The following is an 18917-nucleotide window of genomic DNA, read 5'->3' on the forward strand; positions in this document are numbered from 1 at the left end:
CCATGGCTTTGCCAGAATTCACCATGCGCGGCCTCCTCGAAGCGGGAGCCCATTTCGGCCACCAGTCGCATCGCTGGAACCCGAAGATGGAGCCCTATATTTTCGGCGCCCGCAACAATATCCATATCATCGATCTCGCCCAGACGGTGCCATTGCTGCACCAGGCGCTGAAAGCCGTGTCCGACACGGTGGCGAGAGGCGGCCGCGTGCTCTTTGTCGGCACCAAGCGGCAAGCCCAGGACGCCATCGCCGACGCGGCGCACAGGTCGGCGCAATATTACATCAATTCGCGCTGGCTCGGCGGCATGCTGACCAACTGGAAGACGATTTCCGGCTCGATCCAGCGCCTGCGCAAAGTGGACGAGCTTTTGAGCGGCGGCGCGTCCGGCCTCACCAAGAAAGAGCGCCTGATGATTTCCCGCGAGCGCGAGAAGCTCGAAAAGGCTTTGGGCGGCATCAAGGAGATGGGCGGCACGCCGGACCTCATCTTCGTCATCGACACCAATAAGGAGCAATTGGCGATCAAGGAGGCGGCGCGCCTGCATATTCCGGTCGCGGCGATCCTCGACACCAATTGCGATCCCGACGGCATTACCTATCCGATTCCGGGCAATGACGACGCCGGGCGCGCCATCACGCTCTATTGCGATCTTATCGCCCGCGCTGCGATCGACGGCATTTCGCGCAGCCAAGGCGGGGCCGGGATCGATTTCGGCGAAGCCGAGCAGCCTGTCGCCGAGGAACTGCCCGCCGAGAGCGCCGCCATCGGCGAGGCTTACGAGGCGCCGGCGGCGGTTTTCGAGCTTCTCACCGCGCCGCGCGGCGCGCCGGATGATCTCGCCAAATTGCCCGGCATCGGTCCCCAGATCGTCAAGAAGCTCAATGACGCGGGGATTTTCCACTATTGGCAGATCGGCTCGATGACGCCGGAAGACGCCGCCAAGGTCGATCGCGACCTTAAGCTCGGCGGCCGTATCGAGCGCGACGGCTGGGTCAATCACGCGCGCGGCCTCGTAGCCGCCTGACCGGCGTCGCTCTGCGCGTAAGGCGGAGTCGGTCGCGCATTGAAACGCTTCGAAATCGAGCCGATTTGACGGCGGGCGATAGGGCAAGCCTGCCGGAACCTGAAGGAAAACGAGAATGGCGAGCGTCACGGCCGCGCTGGTGAAGGATCTTCGCGAGAAGACCGGCGCCGGCATGATGGATTGCAAGGCGGCCCTCACCGAGACCGAGGGCGACATCGAGGCGGCCATCGACTGGCTGCGCAAGAAAGGCCTCTCGCGGGCGGCGAAAAAGTCCGGACGCGTCGCGGCGGAAGGGCTCGTCGCGGTCGCCGTTCATGGCAATGACGGCGTCGTCATCGAGGTCAATTCGGAGACCGATTTCGTCGCGCGGAACGAGGAGTTCCAGGCGCTCGCGCGCACGATCGCGCTGGTCGCCGTCGAGAAAGGCCTGACCGACGTCGAGGCGATCAAGGGCGCGCATTACCCGGGCGGCGGCACAGTCGCAGACGCGATCGCCAACGCCATCGCGACGATTGGCGAAAACATGACCCTCCGGCGCGCCGCCGCTGTTCATGTCAGCCAAGGCGCTATCGGCCAATATGTTCATAATGCGGTCGCCGACGGGCTCGGCAAGATTGGCGTCATCGTCGCGTTGGAGTCGACCGGCGACAGCGTGGCGCTTGGCCCTCTCGGACGCCTGATCGCCCTGCATGTCGCGGCGGCCAATCCGCTTGCGCTTGACTCGTCTGGCCTCGATCCGGCGGTCGTCGAGCGGGAGAAAGCCGTGCTCGCCGACAAGAACGCGGGCAAGCCGGCGCATGTTCTCGAAAAGATCATCGAATCGGGATTGAAATCCTATTACAAGGAAGTCTGCCTCGTGGATCAGCCCTCGATCCATGCCGAGCATGCCGGCAAGACCATTGGCCAAGTGGTCAAGGAGGCGGAAAAATCCGCCGGCGCGCCGGTGACGTTGAAAGCCTTCGTGCGCTACGCGCTCGGCGAGGGAATCGAAAAGCAAGAGACCGATTTCGCGGCCGAAGTCGCTGCGGCGGCTGGCGGCCAAGCCTGAACGAGGCGCCGCCATTGCGGCGGCGCTTCATGCGCGGCTGGCGCGATGCGGGGGGCGGTCCGCGCCATTCCGTCATATTTGACCTCTGTCGGGTTTCGCGGGAAGTTCGAGCCAAACGCTTCGGCCTCGCGTTGATTCGCGTCCATCACGACGGAGGGTTCCCATGACATTTCGTTCTGCTTGTTCGCTCATTGGCGTCGCAGCGGTTTCGGTCTGCTTCAGCCTGGCGATTGTGGGGCAAGCGCCGGCCCAAACGGTTCGCCAGCAATGCAGCGCCAAATACCAGGCCGCCAAGTCGGCTGGGACCTTGAACGGCCAAGCTTGGCCGCAGTTTTACAGCCAGTGCGCGGCCGAGGCTAAGGCTGCGGCCCCTGAGGCTGCCCCTGCCGCAACGCCGCCGGCAGCCGCCGCGCCGCGCCTGCTGCGGCCAATCCGCTCAAACCGGCTCCTGCGACCATAGCGCCGCCGCCGGCCCCTAGCGCGGCCGTGTTCCCCACCGCCATTTCGCCATCCTACGCGAATGAGAAGCCGGGCGTTGCGCGCCAGAAAACCTGCCTCGACCAATATAAGGCCAATAAGGCGACCAACGCCAATGGCGGCCTCAAATGGATTCAGAAGGGCGGCGGCTATTACAGCGAATGCAACAAGCGCCTGAAAGGCTGACGGGCGAGCCGAGTCGTCGCGCCGGCGCGGGACGAAAAGAGGAAGGGCAGGGCTCGCGCTCATATCGCGGCGGGCGTTCCTCGCGAGTCAAAGATAGGCGTAGGCCGCGCCAAGGGCTCCGGCCAGGCCGAGCGCGATCGACGTATGCCATGGCCAGCGGCGACCACGGATGATGATCGAGATCGTCGCGATCGCGATGGCGATATGCAGAAAGGTCACGGAGACCGTCAGGATGTGATGGCGATGCTCGTGCCGCTCGCTGTCGTTCAGCTTTTCTTCGGTTTGATGTTCGAGCGCCTGGCCTTTGGCGAATAGCTCGTTTTCATCCTCGCCATAACGCTGCGATTGTTTCTTGAAGTCGTCGGCCGCGGCGCCCCCTTGCGCGGCGGCGATGGCGTAAAGGTTCTTCTTTATGCTCTTCGCCTGATAGAAATTCCAATTGTCCGTGGCTCTGTTCTGCAAGAGCACGGCGGCGTTCTTGTCGCCTATGGTCGCCGCCGTCTCGATCGTCTCCAGACTGCCGACGGTCGCCGCGACGACGGCGAGAATGGCGATCGTGATCGACACTTTCGTGAGAAAGGAATCGCCCAGATGCGCGACATGCTCGGCGTGTTCCGCGTGTTCGAAATGCTCGGTCGGAGAGTCCGTCATGAGCCTGTGTCCTCCTGCAAAGGTTTCGAGGCGCGTCATAGAGCATTTTCTCGCCATCCGTGAGGTGGGTCGTCGAAAGAAAATCTGCTTATTCAAAGGCGAGGCGAGAACGGAAATTATTTGGTCGCGCATGCTCGACCATCGATTGAATTCTTCTTTCCGGAGCCGCTTTGCCCGGCTTGTCCGCCGTCCCGACCCGATTGCGGCGGACGGGCCAGCGCTGCAATGGACAGGGCGAGGCGTTCGACCTATAAGCTTGCCGCATTGCGGGACCGCCTTCTGAGCGCCCGCCGGATGAGGATTTCGAAGAACATGCCGGATACGAGCATCGCCGGTCTCCTGCCGGATTCCGCCTTTCTCCGACGCACAATGGTCGATTGTCAGATCCGCACATTCGACGTGACCGACCAAACGCTCCTCACGCGTTTGCTCGAGGTCCCGCGCGAGGAGTTTCTGCCAGAAGACCTTGCGGCGCTCGCCTATTCGGACGCCAGCCTGCAGGCAAGGGCGAGCGAGCCCGGCGCGAAAGCGAGAACGCTCCTGCCGCCGCTCGTCCTCGCCCGCCTCATTCAAGGCGCGGGTGTGCTTGCGAGCGACAAGGTTCTCGATGTCGCGCCCGGGACCGGCTATTCGACTGCGCTCCTCGCGGGTCTCGCCGGCGCCGTGGTCGCGCTCGAATCCGATCCGGCCTTGTTGACGGCGACCCGCGCCAATCTCGACGGATTCGGGCTCGCGCGGGTTCGCGCCCTGCTGGGGCCGCTTGCGGAAGGAGCGCCCAAGGAGGCGCCCTTCGACGTCATCGTCGTCAATGGCGCGGTCGAGGCCAATCTCGACCAGCTTCTCGCGCAGCTGAGGGAGGGCGGTCGCTTGGTCGCCGTCCTGCGCCAGCCCGACGATCCGACTGGCGGGGCGAGCAAGGCCGTGCGCTACGAAAGGATCGATGGCGCGACCGGCTATCGCGTTTTGTTCGACGCGTCAGCTCCGGTCCTCGACGCTTTCCGTAAAGCCGAGGAATTCACGTTTTCTTGACGCACTGCACAAGCTGTTTCGCGTCACCAAAGTTTCGCCTGAAATTCCAGTTATTTATGCCAGGGTTGTTGTATTTTTGCGTCATTGGCCGGATTTGATCAGCGGCTGCGCCGCAGGCAATACACGCATTGTCCTGTGCTGGTAAGCTCCTGCATCCGGTCGGAACGAGACCCTCGGTCGGATCGCCTTGGCTGGAGCGGCCGATAGGCCGCCTCAGTCCGATTAAGGCGACGTGGTCTGGAAATGAAGGATTGATTGCCTGCGATGCGCCGTGCCGCTCTGTATGCGTCCAATGCCAATGCGCGGGATTTCTTGGCGAGCTTCGCCGGAGCCCTGCTCCTTGGCGGGGCGTTCATTCTCGCTGCGCCGCCTGCGGCGGCGGAAACAATGTCAGGCGCCCTGGCGCTGGCCTATGCCGGAAACCCCGATTTGAACCAGCAGCGCGCCGGGGTGCGCGTCTCCGACGAAAATCTGCCGCGCGCCAGCTCGACTTGGCGGCCGACCGCCAGCGCAGTCGCTGAAGTCGGCTACAACTATTTGAACAGCACCTCGAACACCACCGGCACCCTGCTGAACCAGAAGGATAGCTCGGTGCCGAGAGGCTATGGGCTGAACATCACCCAGACCATCTACAATGGGAACCGCACGATCAACGGCGTGCGACAGGCGGAATCGAATATTTTCGGCGCCCGCGAGGACTTGCGCAACACCGAGCTGAACGTTCTGCTGAATGGCGCGACGGCCTATATGAATGTTTTGCGCGACACCGCCATTCTGGACCTGCGCAGGAACAACATCATCGTTCTGGAAGAACAGCTGCGCCAGACCCGCGACCGGTTCAACGTAGGCGAGGTGACGCGGACGGACGTTGCGCAAGCGGAATCGAGTCTCGCCACCGGGCGTTCGGATTATTTCGCCGCCCAAGGCAACCTGCAAACCAGCATCGCCAATTACCGTCAGGTGATTGGCGTCCAGCCGACCAGGCTGGAGCCTGCGCGGACAATTGAAAGTCTTTTGCCGCGCAATGTGGACTCAGCCGTTCAAATCGGGCTCGCCGAGCATCCAAGCATTCAGTCCGTGTTGCATTCGGTCGACGCGGCCGCCTTGCAGGTCAAGCTGGTGGAGGGCGAGCTCTACCCCACGGTTGGCGTAACCGCGAGCGCCCAGAAGGAATTGGCCGCTAATGGTTTTCCGCACTATGACATATTCAACGCCCAGATCCTCGGCCAGATCACGGTGCCGATCTATGAGGGCGGCGAAGTCTATGCGCGGGTGCGGCAGGCCAAAGAGTCGCTTGGCCAAGCCCGTCTGCAGGCCGATTTGCAGCGTGACTCGATTCGGGCGGGCGTGGTCTCGACCTGGGGCCAGCTCGACGCCGCGCGCGCCGTTGTTCAGTCGTCGAGGGCCGCCGTCAAGGCGGCGGAGATCGCGCTGGACGGCGTCCGCGAAGAGGCCAAAGTCGGCCAGCGCACGACCTTCGACGTTCTTCAGCAACAGCAGATCTTGGTGAATGCGCGGGTGACCCTCGTCTCCGCCCAGCGCGACAGGGTCGTCGCCTCTTATGCGGTGATGGCCTCGATCGGCCGCCTTTCCGCCCAGAACCTCAACCTGAATGTCGTGGTCTATGATCCGACGATCCATTTCGATCAGGTCAAGGACAAGTGGATTGGCCTTCGCACGCCGGACGGACGTTGATCAGGTCCCGCTAACCGACGACAGTTTCGGTCAAGGCGCTTCTGCGACAATTCCTGAAGGCCGGCCCGCCCATTCGGGAAATTGGCTTTCCTAGCGAGACGGCGCAAACGCTGGAGCCTTCGAGCCTTTGTCCACCAATGTCGCGGCGGTTTCGCGACGCTTCCGATGCTTCGCCTTGCCAGCCCGGACAAGCTGGGGCTAACTTGGCTCTGCGAATCGGCGGCAGCGGCTGGCGGCGCCGGGTCTTGCGATTCGCATGGGTGGCCAATGTCTTCGACACGCCGGCCACGGGATCGCCATTGTCTGTGTTTTGAAAGCATTTGAGGCCATGAGCGGAGCCAACCCTCTTCCGAAAACCAGCCATCTGCCCGAACCGAGGGCGCATGAGCCTTCGATGGAGGAAATCCTGCTTTCGATCCGGCGGATCATCGCCGATGATCAAGCGCTTTTTGCAAGCCGCGACGCCCTCCCGGCCGAGACGTCGCAAGCGACGGCGGAGGTTGACGCTGAGACCTCCGACTTTGCCGACGCCGCATATGAGCCCAGGCTCGATCATGCGCCGGACATCCGGGCTTTGGAGGGCGATCAGCCGAGCGCCTCGCGTCCTCTCGGCAAGGAAGCCTCCGCCAAGCCGAACCCAGCGGCGAGCGCAACGGTCGATCTCGACGCGCCGCCTCATCTTCTTTCGCCGGCAGCCGATGCTTCAGTCGCCTCGGCGTTCAATGCTCTCGTCGCCAGCCGATTTGTGCGGAATTCCGACGCAATCGCCGCCCTGACGCATGAAATGCTTCGCCCCATGCTCAAGGCCTGGCTCGACGACAATCTGCCAGCTCTCGTGGAGCGCCTCGTCCAGGCTGAGATTGAGCGGTTGGCGCAGGGAGATTAGAGCGCCGAGAGCGGCGCTCCTTTTCCTCCGGCTTACGCTAGGCGCGCCGGAAGTCGACCCTGGCGCCGATCGCGCCTGCGCCCTCGAACGCCCCTCGATCGCTTGAAAGCGCCGCGCAATCGGAAAGATCCGCATTTGCCCGCCGAGCCTGTTGAGGCGGAGCGCTTCCTGCTTCCGTCTTCGCGCGAACTATTCTAATGGCTTGCCTTTCGCGCGCGCGTTTGCAATCGCTCGCATCCTGAAAAGCCTGAAGCCATAGCTGGGGCGGGCGGACGACGGAAGAAAATGATCCGATGATGGAAAAGACTTTCGATCCCAAGGCGGTCGAAGGCCGTATCGCGGCGGCGTGGCGAGACGCGGCGGCGTTCCGCGCGGGACGCCCGGAGCGCGCAAGGGCGGAGCCTTTCACGATCGTCATTCCGCCGCCGAACGTCACCGGCTCCCTGCACATGGGTCATGCGCTCAACAATACTTTGCAGGATATTCTCTGCCGCTTCGAGCGCATGCGCGGCAGGGACGTGCTCTGGCAGCCCGGCATGGATCATGCCGGAATAGCAACCCAAATGGTCGTTGAACGCCAATTGATGGAGCGCCAGGAGCCAGGCCGCCGCGTCCTCGGCCGGGAAAGATTCCTGGACCGCGTGTGGGCGTGGAAAGCCGAATCGGGCGGAGCAATCACCGCCCAATTGCAAAGGCTCGGCGCCTCCTGCGACTGGTCGCGCGAGCGTTTCACCCTGGATGAGGGCCTCTCCCGCGCCGTCGTGAAGGTCTTTGTCCAGCTCTACAAGGAAGGTCTGATCTACAAGGACAAGCGTCTCGTCAATTGGGACCCGAAGCTCTTGACTGCGGTCTCCGACCTGGAAGTGGTCCAGGTCGAGACCAAGGGACATTTGTGGCATTTCAAATATCCGGTTGTCGATGAGGGCGGCGCCGAGACCGGCGAATACATTGTCGTTGCGACGACGAGGCCGGAAACCATGTTGGGCGATTCGGGCGTCGCGGTTCATCCCGACGACGTCCGCTATATCCATCTTCAGGGCAAGAGAGTGCGGCTGCCGCTTGTCGGCCGCTTGATCCCCATTGTCGCCGACGAATATTCAGACCCGGAAAAAGGCACCGGCGCGGTGAAGATCACCCCGGCGCATGATTTCAACGATTTCGAAGTGGGACGCCGGCATAGGCTCGCCCTGATCAATATCTTCAATGCGGAGGCCGAATTGGATCTCCAGGAGAATGATGATTTCCTCCTCGGGCTCGATTCCTCCGCAGACGCCGGCTTCGTCCTCGATAATTTGCATGGATTGCCGCGGGAGGCGGCGCGAAGCCAGATTGTCGAGATGATGGACGTGCGCGGCCTCCTCGATAAAATTGAGGCTCATGCGCATACGGTCCCGCATGGCGACCGCTCCGGCGCAATCATCGAGCCTTGGCTCACCGACCAATGGTATGTCGACGCAAAGACCTTGGCGCAACCGGCGCTCGAAGCCGTCCGCGCCGGCCGGACGAGCTTCATCCCGAAAAATTGGGAGAAGACCTATTTCGACTGGCTGGAGAATATCCAGCCCTGGTGCGTCTCGCGCCAGCTCTGGTGGGGCCATCAGATCCCGGCCTGGTATGGCCCGGACGGGAAAGTCTTCGTCGAAATGTCGGAAGCGGAAGCTGAAATCGCCGCCGCCACCTATTATGGCGCGCCGACCAATCTCATCCGCGACGAGGACGTGCTCGACACCTGGTTCTCCTCCGCGCTCTGGCCTTTTTCGACTCTCGGCTGGCCGGACGAGACGCCGGAGCTCAAGCGCCATTATCCCACCAATGCGCTCGTCACCGGCTTCGACATCATCTTCTTCTGGGTGGCTCGGATGATGATGATGGGCCTCCATTTCATGGGCGAGGTCCCCTTTCGCGACGTCTATATCCACGCCCTCGTCCGCGACGAGAAGGGCGCGAAAATGTCGAAGTCCAAGGGGAATGTCATCGACCCCTTGAACCTCATCGAGCAATATGGCGCGGATTCCTTGCGCTTCACTTTGGCCGCGATGGCGGCGCAAGGGCGCGACATCAAGCTCTCGACGCAGAGGGTCGAAGGCTATCGCAATTTCGCGACAAAGCTCTGGAACGCCGCGCGTTTCGCCGAGATGAACGGCTGCGCCTATGGGGAAGGGTTTGATCGACATAACGTCGCAATAACGCTCAACCGATGGATTCTTGGCGAGACCGCGAAAGCTGTCGCGGAGGTCGCCGCCGCTATCGAAGCCTATCGCTTCAATGACGCCGCCAACGCCGCCTATCGTTTCGTCTGGAATATTTTCTGCGATTGGCATCTCGAACTGGCGAAGCCGCTCCTGCAGGGGTCGGATGAGCAAAACCGCATCGAGACGCAGGCGACGACGGCCTTCGTCCTCGACGGGATCATCAAGCTCCTGCACCCTTTCATGCCGTTCATCACCGAGGAGCTCTGGGCGATCAAGGGGGCCGATGCGCCGCCGCGCAAAAGCCTTTTGGCTTTGGCCGAGTGGCCGAAGCCCGAGGACTACGCGCTCGACGCCCATAAGAGCGCCGAGGCGGAGGCGGAAATTGGCTGGCTGGTCGATCTGGTCTCGGAGGTGCGCTCGGTGCGCTCGGAAATCAACGTTCCGGCCGGCGCGCAGATCAAGCTCGTCTTTGTCCACCGGGCTGAAGACTCCGATGTCGAGGCCCGAGCGCTTCGCTTGGAAGAAACGTTAAAACGTCTCGCGCGGCTCTCGGAGATTTCCTTTGCTGCCGAGCCGCCGGAAAAATCCGTTCAGCTGATCGTGCGGGGGACGCTCGCCGCCTTGCCGCTCGAGGGGATCATCGACTTCGATGCGGAGAAGGCCCGGCTCGTGAAAGAGATCGCCAAATTGAAAGGCGATGCGGGGAAGATCGAAGCCAAGCTCGGCAATGCCGATTTCGTCGCGCGCGCGCCCGAGGAGGTCGTCGAGGAAAACCGCGAAAGACTGGCCGAGGCCCTCGCCAGGGCGGAAAAGCTTGAGGCGGCCGCCGCGCGGCTCAGCGGGGCTTGACCTGGACGCAGGTTCGCAGCGGCCGTCTCAGTCAGCCCATGCGATGGGCGCCGGACAAGGCGTCGCGCCCATTTAGCCCAAGAAGGGTAGGGGAACGCCAAATGTCTGCAGCAGAAGCACGGCGTTGAGAAGCAACACCAGCGCTGCTCCCGCGGCGGCGGCGGCGCGGGTCACGGGGCCATTGGCGAAAACGCCCATGATATCGGCGCGCTGCGTGAAGGCCAGAAGCGCAATCATGGGAAGCGGCAGGGTAAGGCTCAGAATGACCTGACTGACGACGAGCGCGTCGGTGGCGTTGACCCCCAGCCCTACGACTACGAATGCCGGCGCCATGGTGACGAGCCGCCGCACCCATATGGGAATCCTGAACCCGACGAAGCCTTGCATGATCATTTGGCCGGCCATGGTTCCGACCGCCGAGCTCGACACGCCGGACGCCAGGAGAGAGATCAGGAAGACGCTGGCGGCTCCGGCTCCCAAGAGAGGGGTCAACGTGTGATAGGCGGTCTCTATCTCGGCGACGTCGCCATAGCCTTTGTGAAAAGCGGCGGAGGCCATCATGACCATCGCCATGTTGACGATTCCGGCGATCGCCAGCGCGACGATGACTTCCATGTTGGAGAAGCCGAGGAGCTTGCGCCGCTCGGCGTCATTGCGGACCGGCATCCGCGCCTGGGTGAGGCCGGAATGGAGATAGATGGCGTGCGGCATGACCGTCGCCCCGATGATGCCGACGGCGATCGTGACCGCCGCGGCGTCTGTGAGTTCGGGAACGAAGGAATGATATGCCGCAGCCGCCCAATCCACCGGGGCGATGAACATCTCGACCAGATAACAGAGGGCGATGATCGCGACCAAGGCGCCGATGATCAACTCGAGCGGTCTGAAGCCGCGTCTCTCGAACGTCAGAACGCCATAGGTCACCATCGCGGTGACGACCATGCCCCAGAAGAGCGGGAGGCTGAACAGCAGGGAGAGCCCGATCGCGCCGCCGAGGAACTCGGCGAGATCGGTCGCCATGGCCGCGACCTCGCTGCCAATCCACATGGCCAAGACCAGAGGGCGGGGGAATTGCTCGCGGCATAATTCGGCGAGGTTGCGGCCGGTCACGATGCCGAGCTTCGCCGACAGGGCCTGAAACAGCATTGCGATCAGGTTGGCTACAAGAACGACCCAAAGCAGGCCATAGCCATATTTCGCGCCGGCCTGGATGTTTGTCGCGAAATTGCCGGGATCCATATAGGCGATCGAAGCGATCACGGCCGGCCCGACCATCGGAAGCACGGCGCTCCAGCCGCCTCGATGGCCATCGAGCACCTGGCGAATGGCGACCTGCGTCCGATTCAATTGGCCGCCCGTTGCGACGATCTCCGTCATCCCGCGTCCTTTCCGGCCCCCGCGTCCGACATGGCTGGCCAGCCATTAAGATGTAGCATCGGCTACAAAATAATCAAATGATAAAAATATTGACACAAACGTGTTTTCTTTGAACCTAACTAGCCGGCCGCAAAGCGCGACGCGATCGCCAAGAAGGAACAAGAGCGGGATGACCACGAAAAAGGCGGCGTCGGCCCAAACTCCTGTCGAGCTGCCGGCCGAGGCGGACCATGCGCTTCGCTTCGAGAAAGCGCGTTCGGCGCAGGCGACGGCCGTCCTCGAAGATTATGTCGAGCTGATCGATGATCTTTTGGCGAGCGGCGGCGAGGCGCGCCCGACCGACATCGCCCGCCGGCTGGGCGTCTCGCATGCGACCGCGATCAAGAGCATCGCCCGTCTGAAGCGCGAGGGGCTCGCGACCTCCAAGCTCTACCGCGGCGTCTTCTTGACGCCCGAAGGACATGGGCTTGCGGCGCGCGTCCGCGCGCGCCACCGGCTCGTCGTCGATCTCCTGGTCGCCGTAGGGGTCCCGCGGCAATGCGCGGAGCTCGACGCCGAAGGCATCGAGCATCACGTATCGGATGTCGCCCTCACTGCTTTCTGTCGCTTTCTGAAGCGCCAGGCCACGGCGTCCTGATCGCACGCTTTTCAGGTCTCGCGCCGGAGGCTCCAGCAGGGTCGGCATGGTTAAGGCATTCTTAACCTGCCGCGCGGAACCTCAACCGGAGCAAGCGATTCATTCACGGCGATTTGGATCGTTGAGCCCGGCCGGCAGTCGGCTCGGGGGCTGTCGCGGGCCGTCGAGCATGGCCGCGCGGCCGTGCCAATGGGTCGCCGGAAAACTTTTGTGCCTTTTGAGCCACAGCATGCAGCAACCTAGCTTCGACTTGGCCGGCCAAGAAGAAAGATGCTTTTCAGCGGCGAACAACTCGCTAATCTATGGGCGAAACAAGCTTAGTTTGGCGCGGCGGCGGTTTGGCCGAGCGCGTCGCGCGATAGGATTCTTGGGCCCGCTTCCCCGTGCGGCGTCGACATCGCTCTCGGGCGATGAACCCCACAAAATCAGACAGGTTCGTAAACTCGCTCAGGCTGCTTTTCATGAACGCGCGCATTTTCGACGAGAGCCAAGTTCCCAACCGGCATGTGACGGATGGCACATCGCGCGCGCTGCATCGCGCGTATCCCAACGTCATGGGCTTGATGCGTGGGCAGATCCGTCAGGCCGCCGGAGTTGGATCCTGTTGGCGCGAGGCCGCGCCACGCAACATCGCCACGGAGCGTCAAGGGATGATCCCGCGCATGAGCGATGGTGACATTTTCGCGATCGGTCTAACGAAAGAGCCGGCTAGCCTCCATTTGGGGGATGCGGATTTCGCAGAGCGCGGACAAAATTACGAATTGCGTAAAACCGAAATCGGTTCCGGTGCGTTATGTGGATATGCCCATCTCGGTAGGCCGGTCGTGGCCGGCGCGGCGCCTCATTTGAGCGTCTTGGAAGAAGCCCATGTCTATGCTGACATCTAGCCGCATCGCCGCACTTGCGCTTTTTGGAGCCGCAGCCTGCCTTTGGGGCACACACATCCGCGCCCTGGAAGGCGCCGATGGCGCCGCGGCTGACAAGGCGCCGACGAAATTGTACCAAACTCCGCGAGCGGCGTTGAAGGCTGGTCTCGAGGATTTCCAGTCGGGCGATTCCAGGTCCGCCATTGAAGCCTTGAAATACGCCGCGGCCGGCGGCGAGCCCCGCGCGCAATGGAAGCTCGCCAAGATCTACGCCAGCGGCGACGGGGTTCCGCGCGACGACGTCAAGGCCTATGACTATTTCTCGCAGATCGTCGTGAATTACGACGAGGACAGCCCGAACCGGCGCGATCTGCCGATTGTGGCGAGCGCCTTTGTCGCGGTCGGCGTTTACAGCCTGAACGGGATAAGCGACGCCAGAGTGCGGCCTGATCCTGCGCGCGCGATGCAAATGTTCCAATATGCCGCGACGAATTTCGGCGACGCCAACGCGCAGTATAATCTGGCGCGGATGCATCTCGACGGGGCCGGCGTCGGCAAGGATAGCCGTCAAGCGCTGCCGTGGCTCCGTCTCGCCGCCGAAAAGGGCCATGTTCAGGCGGAGGCTATGCTCGGCCAGATCCTCTTCGCTGGAATGGACGGGATCCCGCCCCAGCGCGCGCGGGCTCTCATGTGGCTGACGCTGGCGCGGGAAGCCGCGATCGACTCCAAGAAGGATCAATGGATCATCGATCTCTATGACCGCGCCATGGGCGCCGCCAGCGACGAGGATCGCCAACTCGCGCTGACCTATCTCGAAGACCATCTGAAGCGGCAATACTGATTTTTGTCGTTCTTCGGCATGCGTCAATCAACTGGCGGGGCAGGCGCGCGCGTCGGCCTCGCCGAATTGCTTTCGCTCCCCGCCTCTTGGCCCTTCGCCGCTCAGCCCGAGGCGCCTATCTGACTCTTCCCGCCGGATCGCAGAGCCTGTCCCGACGTCGCGGCGGCGCGTGGGTTTTGCTCCTGCGCGGACGAATGGCGAAAAGCTGTTGCCGAAGCGCATTTGAGATGTCAAATACCCGCGCGAACAGGAGGTCGGCGGCCGCCCGGCCAGACCGTCGCCTATGTGTCGGCGTCGTTTTTGGACGAGGCCTTTCTGTTGCAGCGCTAAGGGCTGGCGGTTGAAACGGGGTGAGACGGTTTGTCCGAGCGTGCGTCTCGACTTGGCGCGCTAGAGATCTTTCGATTTCGTTTTACGTATCCCGGCGCCTGATCCGCCGGATCGTCCGTCTTCGCGGCGATTCTGCTCGGGCCGGAGAAGAACGAAGCGCCGGACTTTCGGGATGTTGCAATAGCGGAGCCTATATCTGCGTCCCGCTCCGAAGACTGAAAAACGTGGTGGAGGGAATGTGCCTATGATTGGACTTAGCCGGCTTGTAGGCGCCTCGGTTTTGGCGGTTGTTCTGCTCGGCGCGCGCGCGGAGGCCCAGGACAGCAGCCTCATGGACATGAATATGGACATGGGCTGCATGTTGATGGCCGGCATGCATGAACTACGCGTCGCCGCATATTCCTACTCGTCGGATTCGAGGGAGGACGTATGCGCTGACATCCCGGCCCCGGGACCTGTCTCCATCACGCTCAACGCCATCTCGAAAGAGCTTCGGGACATGGCGATCGAAGTCCGCGTGGTCAGGAACGCCGAAGCCGATGTGGCGCCAGGGGACAATCTCGATTCTGTAACGCTTGCCCATCTGCCGCCAAAAACCTATCCGACGGGCGTCGTCACCTTCCCCGTGACCTTCGACAAGCCGGGCAAATATGCGGTCCTCGTGACGGTGCGCGGCGATAAGGACATGGTGATGTCCGGCCTATATGTCATGACCGTCGAGCAAGGCGCGCGCCAATGGATTTTCGTTTTGATCTTCGCCATCGCGGCGGTCGGAGCCGCAGTGGGGTTTTATGTTTGGGATGAGCATCGCAAGAAGCTGAAATTGTCCGTCAAAAGCAGTTGACGCATTCTTGCCGTGGACGCTGGCGCGTCCACGGCGAGGGGGGGCAGGGCGCTCCCTAAGCGAGGGTCGCCCTGCAGCAATCTAAATGGCGGCCGGCGATCGGCGCAGGGCGCCCCGATCGCCGATCGCCTACTGATCACGCCTGTTGAATGGCCGATAATTTCCAGTCGCCAGGTCCGCCGCCTGCGCGCCGGACGAAGGTCCACACCTCGGTCGCCTGCTCTGGCGTCCTCGGATCGCCCGACACGATTTTTCCGGTGGCGCGATCGACCATCGTGTCGATCAGGGAAAAACGCATTGCGACGGTGGCGTATTCGCTCGCGTCTTCGCGCCAGGCCTCGGAGAGGTCCCCTTGCAGGAACGTCACATCGGACAGTCTGTTGACCAGGCCCTTTCTGGCGTTGACGGCGAGGTCCTCGGCGAAATAAGAGGCGGCCTCAGGCGTCGTGAGCGACCGCAAGGCGTCGAGATCCTCCACGCTATAGGCGGCCTGGATCGCCGCCAGTCTTTGTTCAAATACGGCGAAATCAGCAGGACTCACATCGAGTCGCGCTTGACGCGCCGCGGCGGCCCCAGATCCGCCGCCAAAGCCGCCGAGTCCGCCGCCAAAGCCGGACAAGGGCGAGGCGGCCGGCCCGGACTCATAGGGGCCGTTCGGGACGGCCGCCCGCCGGCCGCGAATAAAGCCCATGACGAGCCTGAACAGCAGGTACAAAAGCCCGACCTGAAGGAGAAGGCCGAGGATCGACATGCCGCCGCCGAGGCCGCCGAATAGCCCATGCCCGAACAGCATGCCGAAAAGACCGGCCCCGAGCAGGCCGCCGAGAAGGCCCCGCCCAAAGCCGCCGGAAAAGAAGCCGCCGGAAGAAAATCCGCCTGGATTGGGACGGCTGAAAACGCCGCTGTTTGGCGTGGTCATGGAGCGCTCCAAGGGAGCCGCGCCTCTAGGCGCCGTCGCCGTTGCCGGCGGCGCGCTGAAGGTGTTCCCGCCTCGGCTGCCGAACGAGCCGCCGGACCCCGCACGGGCGAAGGCGTCTGCCGAAAAGCCCATCGCGAGCATCGCGGTGAAAATCAATATTAAGGTCTTGTGGCGAAATGCCATGGCGCAAAGTCCTGCCGTTAAGGGGGCGTTTGCCGCCCGCGCGCTTTATATGGTGCGAAACCAGGAAAAGCGCAAAGCGTCTCGGCGCTGAACCCGCGTCGGCTGGCTTCGCAGCGCGAACTGGGCGAAAACAGCTTAAGAATGCCGTTTCTGTCATTCGAACTACATAATTCGCATTGTCGCGCTTCCGGCTTTTAGAGTGGTATGATAGAAGGCGCGCGCGAAGCCGGTTGAGGGCTTGCTGGCGGAGACGCGAGAGTTGAACGAAGATGAATGAGCGGCGCGCCAGTTTTGACTATGAGGATTTGATCGCTTGCGGGCGGGGGGATCTGTTTGGCCCGGGCAATGCGCAATTGCCTTTGCCGCCTTTGCTGATGTTTGACCGGATCGCCGATATTTCGGAGCGCGGCGGGGCGAATGGCAAGGGGGTGATCCTGGCGGAGTTCGCGATCAAGCCGGATCTTTGGTTTTTTGGCTGCCATTTCAAGGGCGATCCGGTGATGCCCGGTTGCCTTGGGCTTGACGCGCTCTGGCAGCTTCTTGGCTTTTATCTTGGCTGGCTTGGGCTGCCTGGGCGGGGCCGGGCGCTTGGGGTCGGCGAGGTGAAGTTCACCGATCAGGTCTTGCCAACGGTGCGGCGGATCATTTATGGCGTCGATTTGAAGCGCGTGTTCAAGACCAAGCTCGTGCTGGGCATAGCCGACGGCTGGCTCGAAGCGGATGGAACGCGCATCTATGAGGCCAAGGACTTGAAGGTCGGCTTGTTCCAGGCCGCCGCCTGACCCGGTTTTTCTGCCTCATTTGAGCCGCCGCTGGCCTCAAGGCGCCGGCAGAGCGCTATATTGCTCATTCGCGCCGAGCGCATCGTCCAAGAATCGAAAACGCGCGGCGCGCACCGCCCCGGCGCGAAAATGGCCGTTGTCCCGATAATAGGGGATCGCATTTTCGTCGATCGTGGCGCAGCGGCGCTCCTTGCAAAGGAAGTCGAGCGGGTCGACGAATTTCCCGCCGACCGACGTGGCGAGAGAGATCAGCCTTTCCTTTAAAGGAGCAATGTTCTTTTCGAATTTGTCTCGGTCGATATATTCAATGTCTTGGGTGTCGATCCCCAGGAACTGCCGCTTCAGAAGCTCCGAGGGCACGTCCCAATCGCCATAGGGCGTCGCCGACACGATGACGATCTCGATCCCGCGTTTCCTGAATTCGAGGAGATGGGCGCGCAACTTGGCGAGCGTCGCGTCGACATGCTCAAAATACCACGCCGGCTCCTCCTTCATGGTGCAGGCGTCACCTTCGAGGAAGCAAAACGCGGTGTTTCCGGGAGAGAAATATCCATACCATGTCGATATGAGCACAATGCGCTTGAAATCGCCTGTTTCGGCAAAATGCAAGGCTTTGTCGAAGAAGCCGTTGCAGTGAAATCTGTCGCTGGTGAATTGAATGCCGCTGACGGGCGGGCATCCGGAAGACGCCAGGAAGGTGAGCGAGGCGTTGCTGCCGACCTTTGCAGCGTCGACAAAACGATTGAAGACCTGCATGGCGAAGGAATCCCCGATCACCAGCACGCTGCTTTTCTTGGCCTGGCCGATCTGGCATGGCCGCAAATTGCCCTCCGAATCCATGCCGTCGCAATTCAGCGGATAATCCCAGTCCGTCGTCACCATGCGATAGGTTTCGAGCTGTTTGGAGCTTTGTGCTCGACGGTCCGGGAAGCCTTTATTGGTCGTGACGGCGAGCGCCAGACCGACGGTCAAAGCAAGCGCGCCTGCGATCGGAACGAATTGGGGCCAAGCCAATATCGATGCGATGAGCCTTCGGTCCGAAGCTCTTTTCATCAGGAATAAGATGAGGCCGCCGGTCGAAATGATCGCCGCAAGAATGAGAAGCTCGCCAATAATGAGAAGCGGTCCCTTCACTGTGACGCCGGCGTAGATGACCGCGACCGCAATCGGCCAATGCCAAAGATAAATCGAATAAGACCATTTTCCTATGGTCTGAATGAATTGATTCCCAAATGCGGCGGAGTCTGATCGATTGGCTGCAATAACGAAGCAGGTTCCGAGCACAGGCGCCAAGGCATAGTAAGATGGCCAAGGTATATTCTTATTGAAGAATAGTATCGATGCGCCTATAAGAAGAAAACCGCTTGTGATCAGAATAGATGAGTATTTCCGCTCGCATGTCTTGAACTGCAAGGCGACAATCCCGCCCGCCAGCAATTCCCACGCTCTTTGCGGAAGAAGGTAGAAGGCGGACGCTGGATCTGCTTTGGAAGACCAGATGCACAAGAGCAGTGAAACGATAGCCATCGCCCAAAGCGTCGGCGTCAAATGGCGCCGAGTCGCGGCGAATTTGTATAATGCTATGAGTATAATCGGATAGATCAAATAGAACTGCCATTCGACGGACAGACTCCAAGTATGCAACAGCCATTTGGTGTCGGTTTGCGGATCGAAATAGCCGATCGCCTCCGCGAATCGGAAATTCGAGAAAAACAGCAGGGCCGAGACGCTCGTATAGGCCAAATAGCGATAAGTCACTGGATCAAGAAAGATGAATCCAGCAAGGAGAAGACAAAAACAAAGGGCGATAAGGCCGGGAACGATGCGCTTCGTGCGATCATAATAGAAATTTAGAATGCTAAAGGCGCCCTTTTGTAATCTCCCGACAATGATATTGGTCATCAGGTAGCCGGAAATTACAAAAAAAATGTCAACGCCGACGTAACCACCAGGTATGAAGTTGACCTTGTAATGAAAAAGGACGACGGCAGTGACCGCCAGAGCCCTTAGAGCATTTATATCATACCTGAATTTATTCATTCCCGCCACGTTTCGATTGTTTTTCTCTATCAATTTCACAGCGCCGTCGATTACTAGACA

General features: G+C 61.5%; 15 protein-coding genes and 1 pseudogene. 12 read left to right on the forward strand and 4 right to left on the reverse strand.

Features of this window, described 5'->3' with window-relative positions:
- Window positions 1-2: 2 nt before the first annotated feature.
- From RZS28_RS09980 to RZS28_RS09990, 3 genes and pseudogenes are all read left to right on the forward strand, one after another.
- Complete coding sequence (locus RZS28_RS09980; protein ID WP_407337621.1) at window positions 3-1025, forward strand: 30S ribosomal protein S2; 1023 nt, start codon at window positions 3-5, stop codon at window positions 1023-1025.
- A gap of 115 nt (window positions 1026-1140) precedes the next feature.
- A complete protein-coding gene (gene tsf, locus RZS28_RS09985) occupies window positions 1141-2073 on the forward strand; it encodes a translation elongation factor Ts (RefSeq protein ID WP_407337622.1) in 933 nt (310 codons plus the stop codon).
- 163 nt (window positions 2074-2236) lie between these two features.
- Window positions 2237-2736, forward strand: a pseudogene (locus tag RZS28_RS09990) (hypothetical protein).
- A gap of 87 nt (window positions 2737-2823) precedes the next feature.
- Here RZS28_RS09990 and RZS28_RS09995 read toward each other — a convergent pair.
- Window positions 2824-3387 (reverse strand): DUF4337 family protein, encoded by a 564-nt coding sequence (locus RZS28_RS09995; protein ID WP_407337623.1) that lies wholly within the window; start codon window positions 3385-3387, stop codon window positions 2824-2826.
- A gap of 312 nt (window positions 3388-3699) precedes the next feature.
- On the opposite strand from RZS28_RS09995, the gene RZS28_RS10000 reads away from it, so the two are divergent.
- The 4 genes from RZS28_RS10000 to RZS28_RS10015 all read left to right on the forward strand — a co-directional run bounded on the left by RZS28_RS10000 (window position 3700) and on the right by RZS28_RS10015 (window position 10038).
- Complete coding sequence (locus RZS28_RS10000) at window positions 3700-4416, forward strand: protein-L-isoaspartate O-methyltransferase family protein (protein WP_407337624.1); 717 nt, start codon at window positions 3700-3702, stop codon at window positions 4414-4416.
- Between the two features lie 264 nt (window positions 4417-4680).
- Entirely contained in the window at window positions 4681-6111 is a 1431-nt protein-coding gene (locus RZS28_RS10005) for a TolC family outer membrane protein (protein WP_407337625.1), read from the forward strand.
- 328 nt (window positions 6112-6439) lie between these two features.
- The gene (locus RZS28_RS10010) at window positions 6440-6997 is read left to right on the forward strand and encodes a PopZ family protein (RefSeq protein WP_407337626.1); all 558 of its coding nucleotides are present in this window, start codon (window positions 6440-6442) and stop codon (window positions 6995-6997) included.
- Between the two features lie 293 nt (window positions 6998-7290).
- Window positions 7291-10038 carry a valine--tRNA ligase gene (locus RZS28_RS10015; RefSeq protein WP_407337627.1) on the forward strand — a complete coding sequence of 916 codons (2748 nt, stop codon included), beginning with the start codon at window positions 7291-7293 and terminating at the stop codon, window positions 10036-10038.
- A 72-nt stretch (window positions 10039-10110) separates the two neighbouring features.
- Here RZS28_RS10015 and RZS28_RS10020 read toward each other — a convergent pair whose 3' ends face one another.
- The gene (locus RZS28_RS10020; RefSeq protein ID WP_407337628.1) at window positions 10111-11415 is read right to left on the reverse strand and encodes an Nramp family divalent metal transporter; all 1305 of its coding nucleotides are present in this window, start codon (window positions 11413-11415) and stop codon (window positions 10111-10113) included.
- A 169-nt stretch (window positions 11416-11584) separates the two neighbouring features.
- Between RZS28_RS10020 and mntR the strand changes: the two genes are divergently transcribed.
- The 4 genes from mntR to RZS28_RS10040 all read left to right on the forward strand — a co-directional run bounded on the left by mntR (window position 11585) and on the right by RZS28_RS10040 (window position 14933).
- Window positions 11585-12052 carry a manganese-binding transcriptional regulator MntR gene (mntR, locus tag RZS28_RS10025; RefSeq protein WP_407337629.1) on the forward strand — a complete coding sequence of 156 codons (468 nt, stop codon included), beginning with the start codon at window positions 11585-11587 and terminating at the stop codon, window positions 12050-12052.
- Between the two features lie 461 nt (window positions 12053-12513).
- Window positions 12514-12939, forward strand: coding sequence for a hypothetical protein (locus tag RZS28_RS10030; protein ID WP_407337630.1), 426 nt, complete (start codon window positions 12514-12516; stop codon window positions 12937-12939).
- Window positions 12920-13759: a tetratricopeptide repeat protein gene (locus RZS28_RS10035; RefSeq protein ID WP_407337631.1), complete on the forward strand. Its 840-nt coding sequence runs from the start codon at window positions 12920-12922 to the stop codon at window positions 13757-13759. Before RZS28_RS10030 ends, RZS28_RS10035 begins: the two co-directional genes overlap by 20 nt.
- Window positions 13760-14333: 574 nt before the next feature.
- Entirely contained in the window at window positions 14334-14933 is a 600-nt protein-coding gene (locus RZS28_RS10040) for a hypothetical protein (RefSeq protein ID WP_407337632.1), read from the forward strand.
- Window positions 14934-15069: 136 nt separating this feature from the next.
- Here RZS28_RS10040 and RZS28_RS10045 read toward each other — a convergent pair whose 3' ends face one another.
- Window positions 15070-15852 (reverse strand): Tim44 domain-containing protein, encoded by a 783-nt coding sequence (locus RZS28_RS10045; RefSeq protein ID WP_407337633.1) that lies wholly within the window; start codon window positions 15850-15852, stop codon window positions 15070-15072.
- 452 nt (window positions 15853-16304) lie between these two features.
- Between RZS28_RS10045 and fabA the strand changes: the two genes are divergently transcribed.
- Window positions 16305-16817, forward strand: a complete 513-nt coding sequence (gene fabA / locus RZS28_RS10050; RefSeq protein WP_407337634.1) for a bifunctional 3-hydroxydecanoyl-ACP dehydratase/trans-2-decenoyl-ACP isomerase — start codon at window positions 16305-16307, stop codon at window positions 16815-16817.
- A gap of 36 nt (window positions 16818-16853) precedes the next feature.
- On the opposite strand, the gene RZS28_RS10055 is transcribed toward fabA, so the two are convergent.
- Window positions 16854-18857, reverse strand: a complete 2004-nt coding sequence (locus RZS28_RS10055; RefSeq protein ID WP_407337635.1) for an acyltransferase family protein — start codon at window positions 18855-18857, stop codon at window positions 16854-16856.
- Between the last annotated feature and the right edge of the window lie 60 nt (window positions 18858-18917).

Source organism: Methylocapsa polymorpha (genome assembly GCF_045689225.1).
Lineage (GTDB): Bacteria > Pseudomonadota > Alphaproteobacteria > Rhizobiales > Beijerinckiaceae > Methylocapsa > Methylocapsa polymorpha.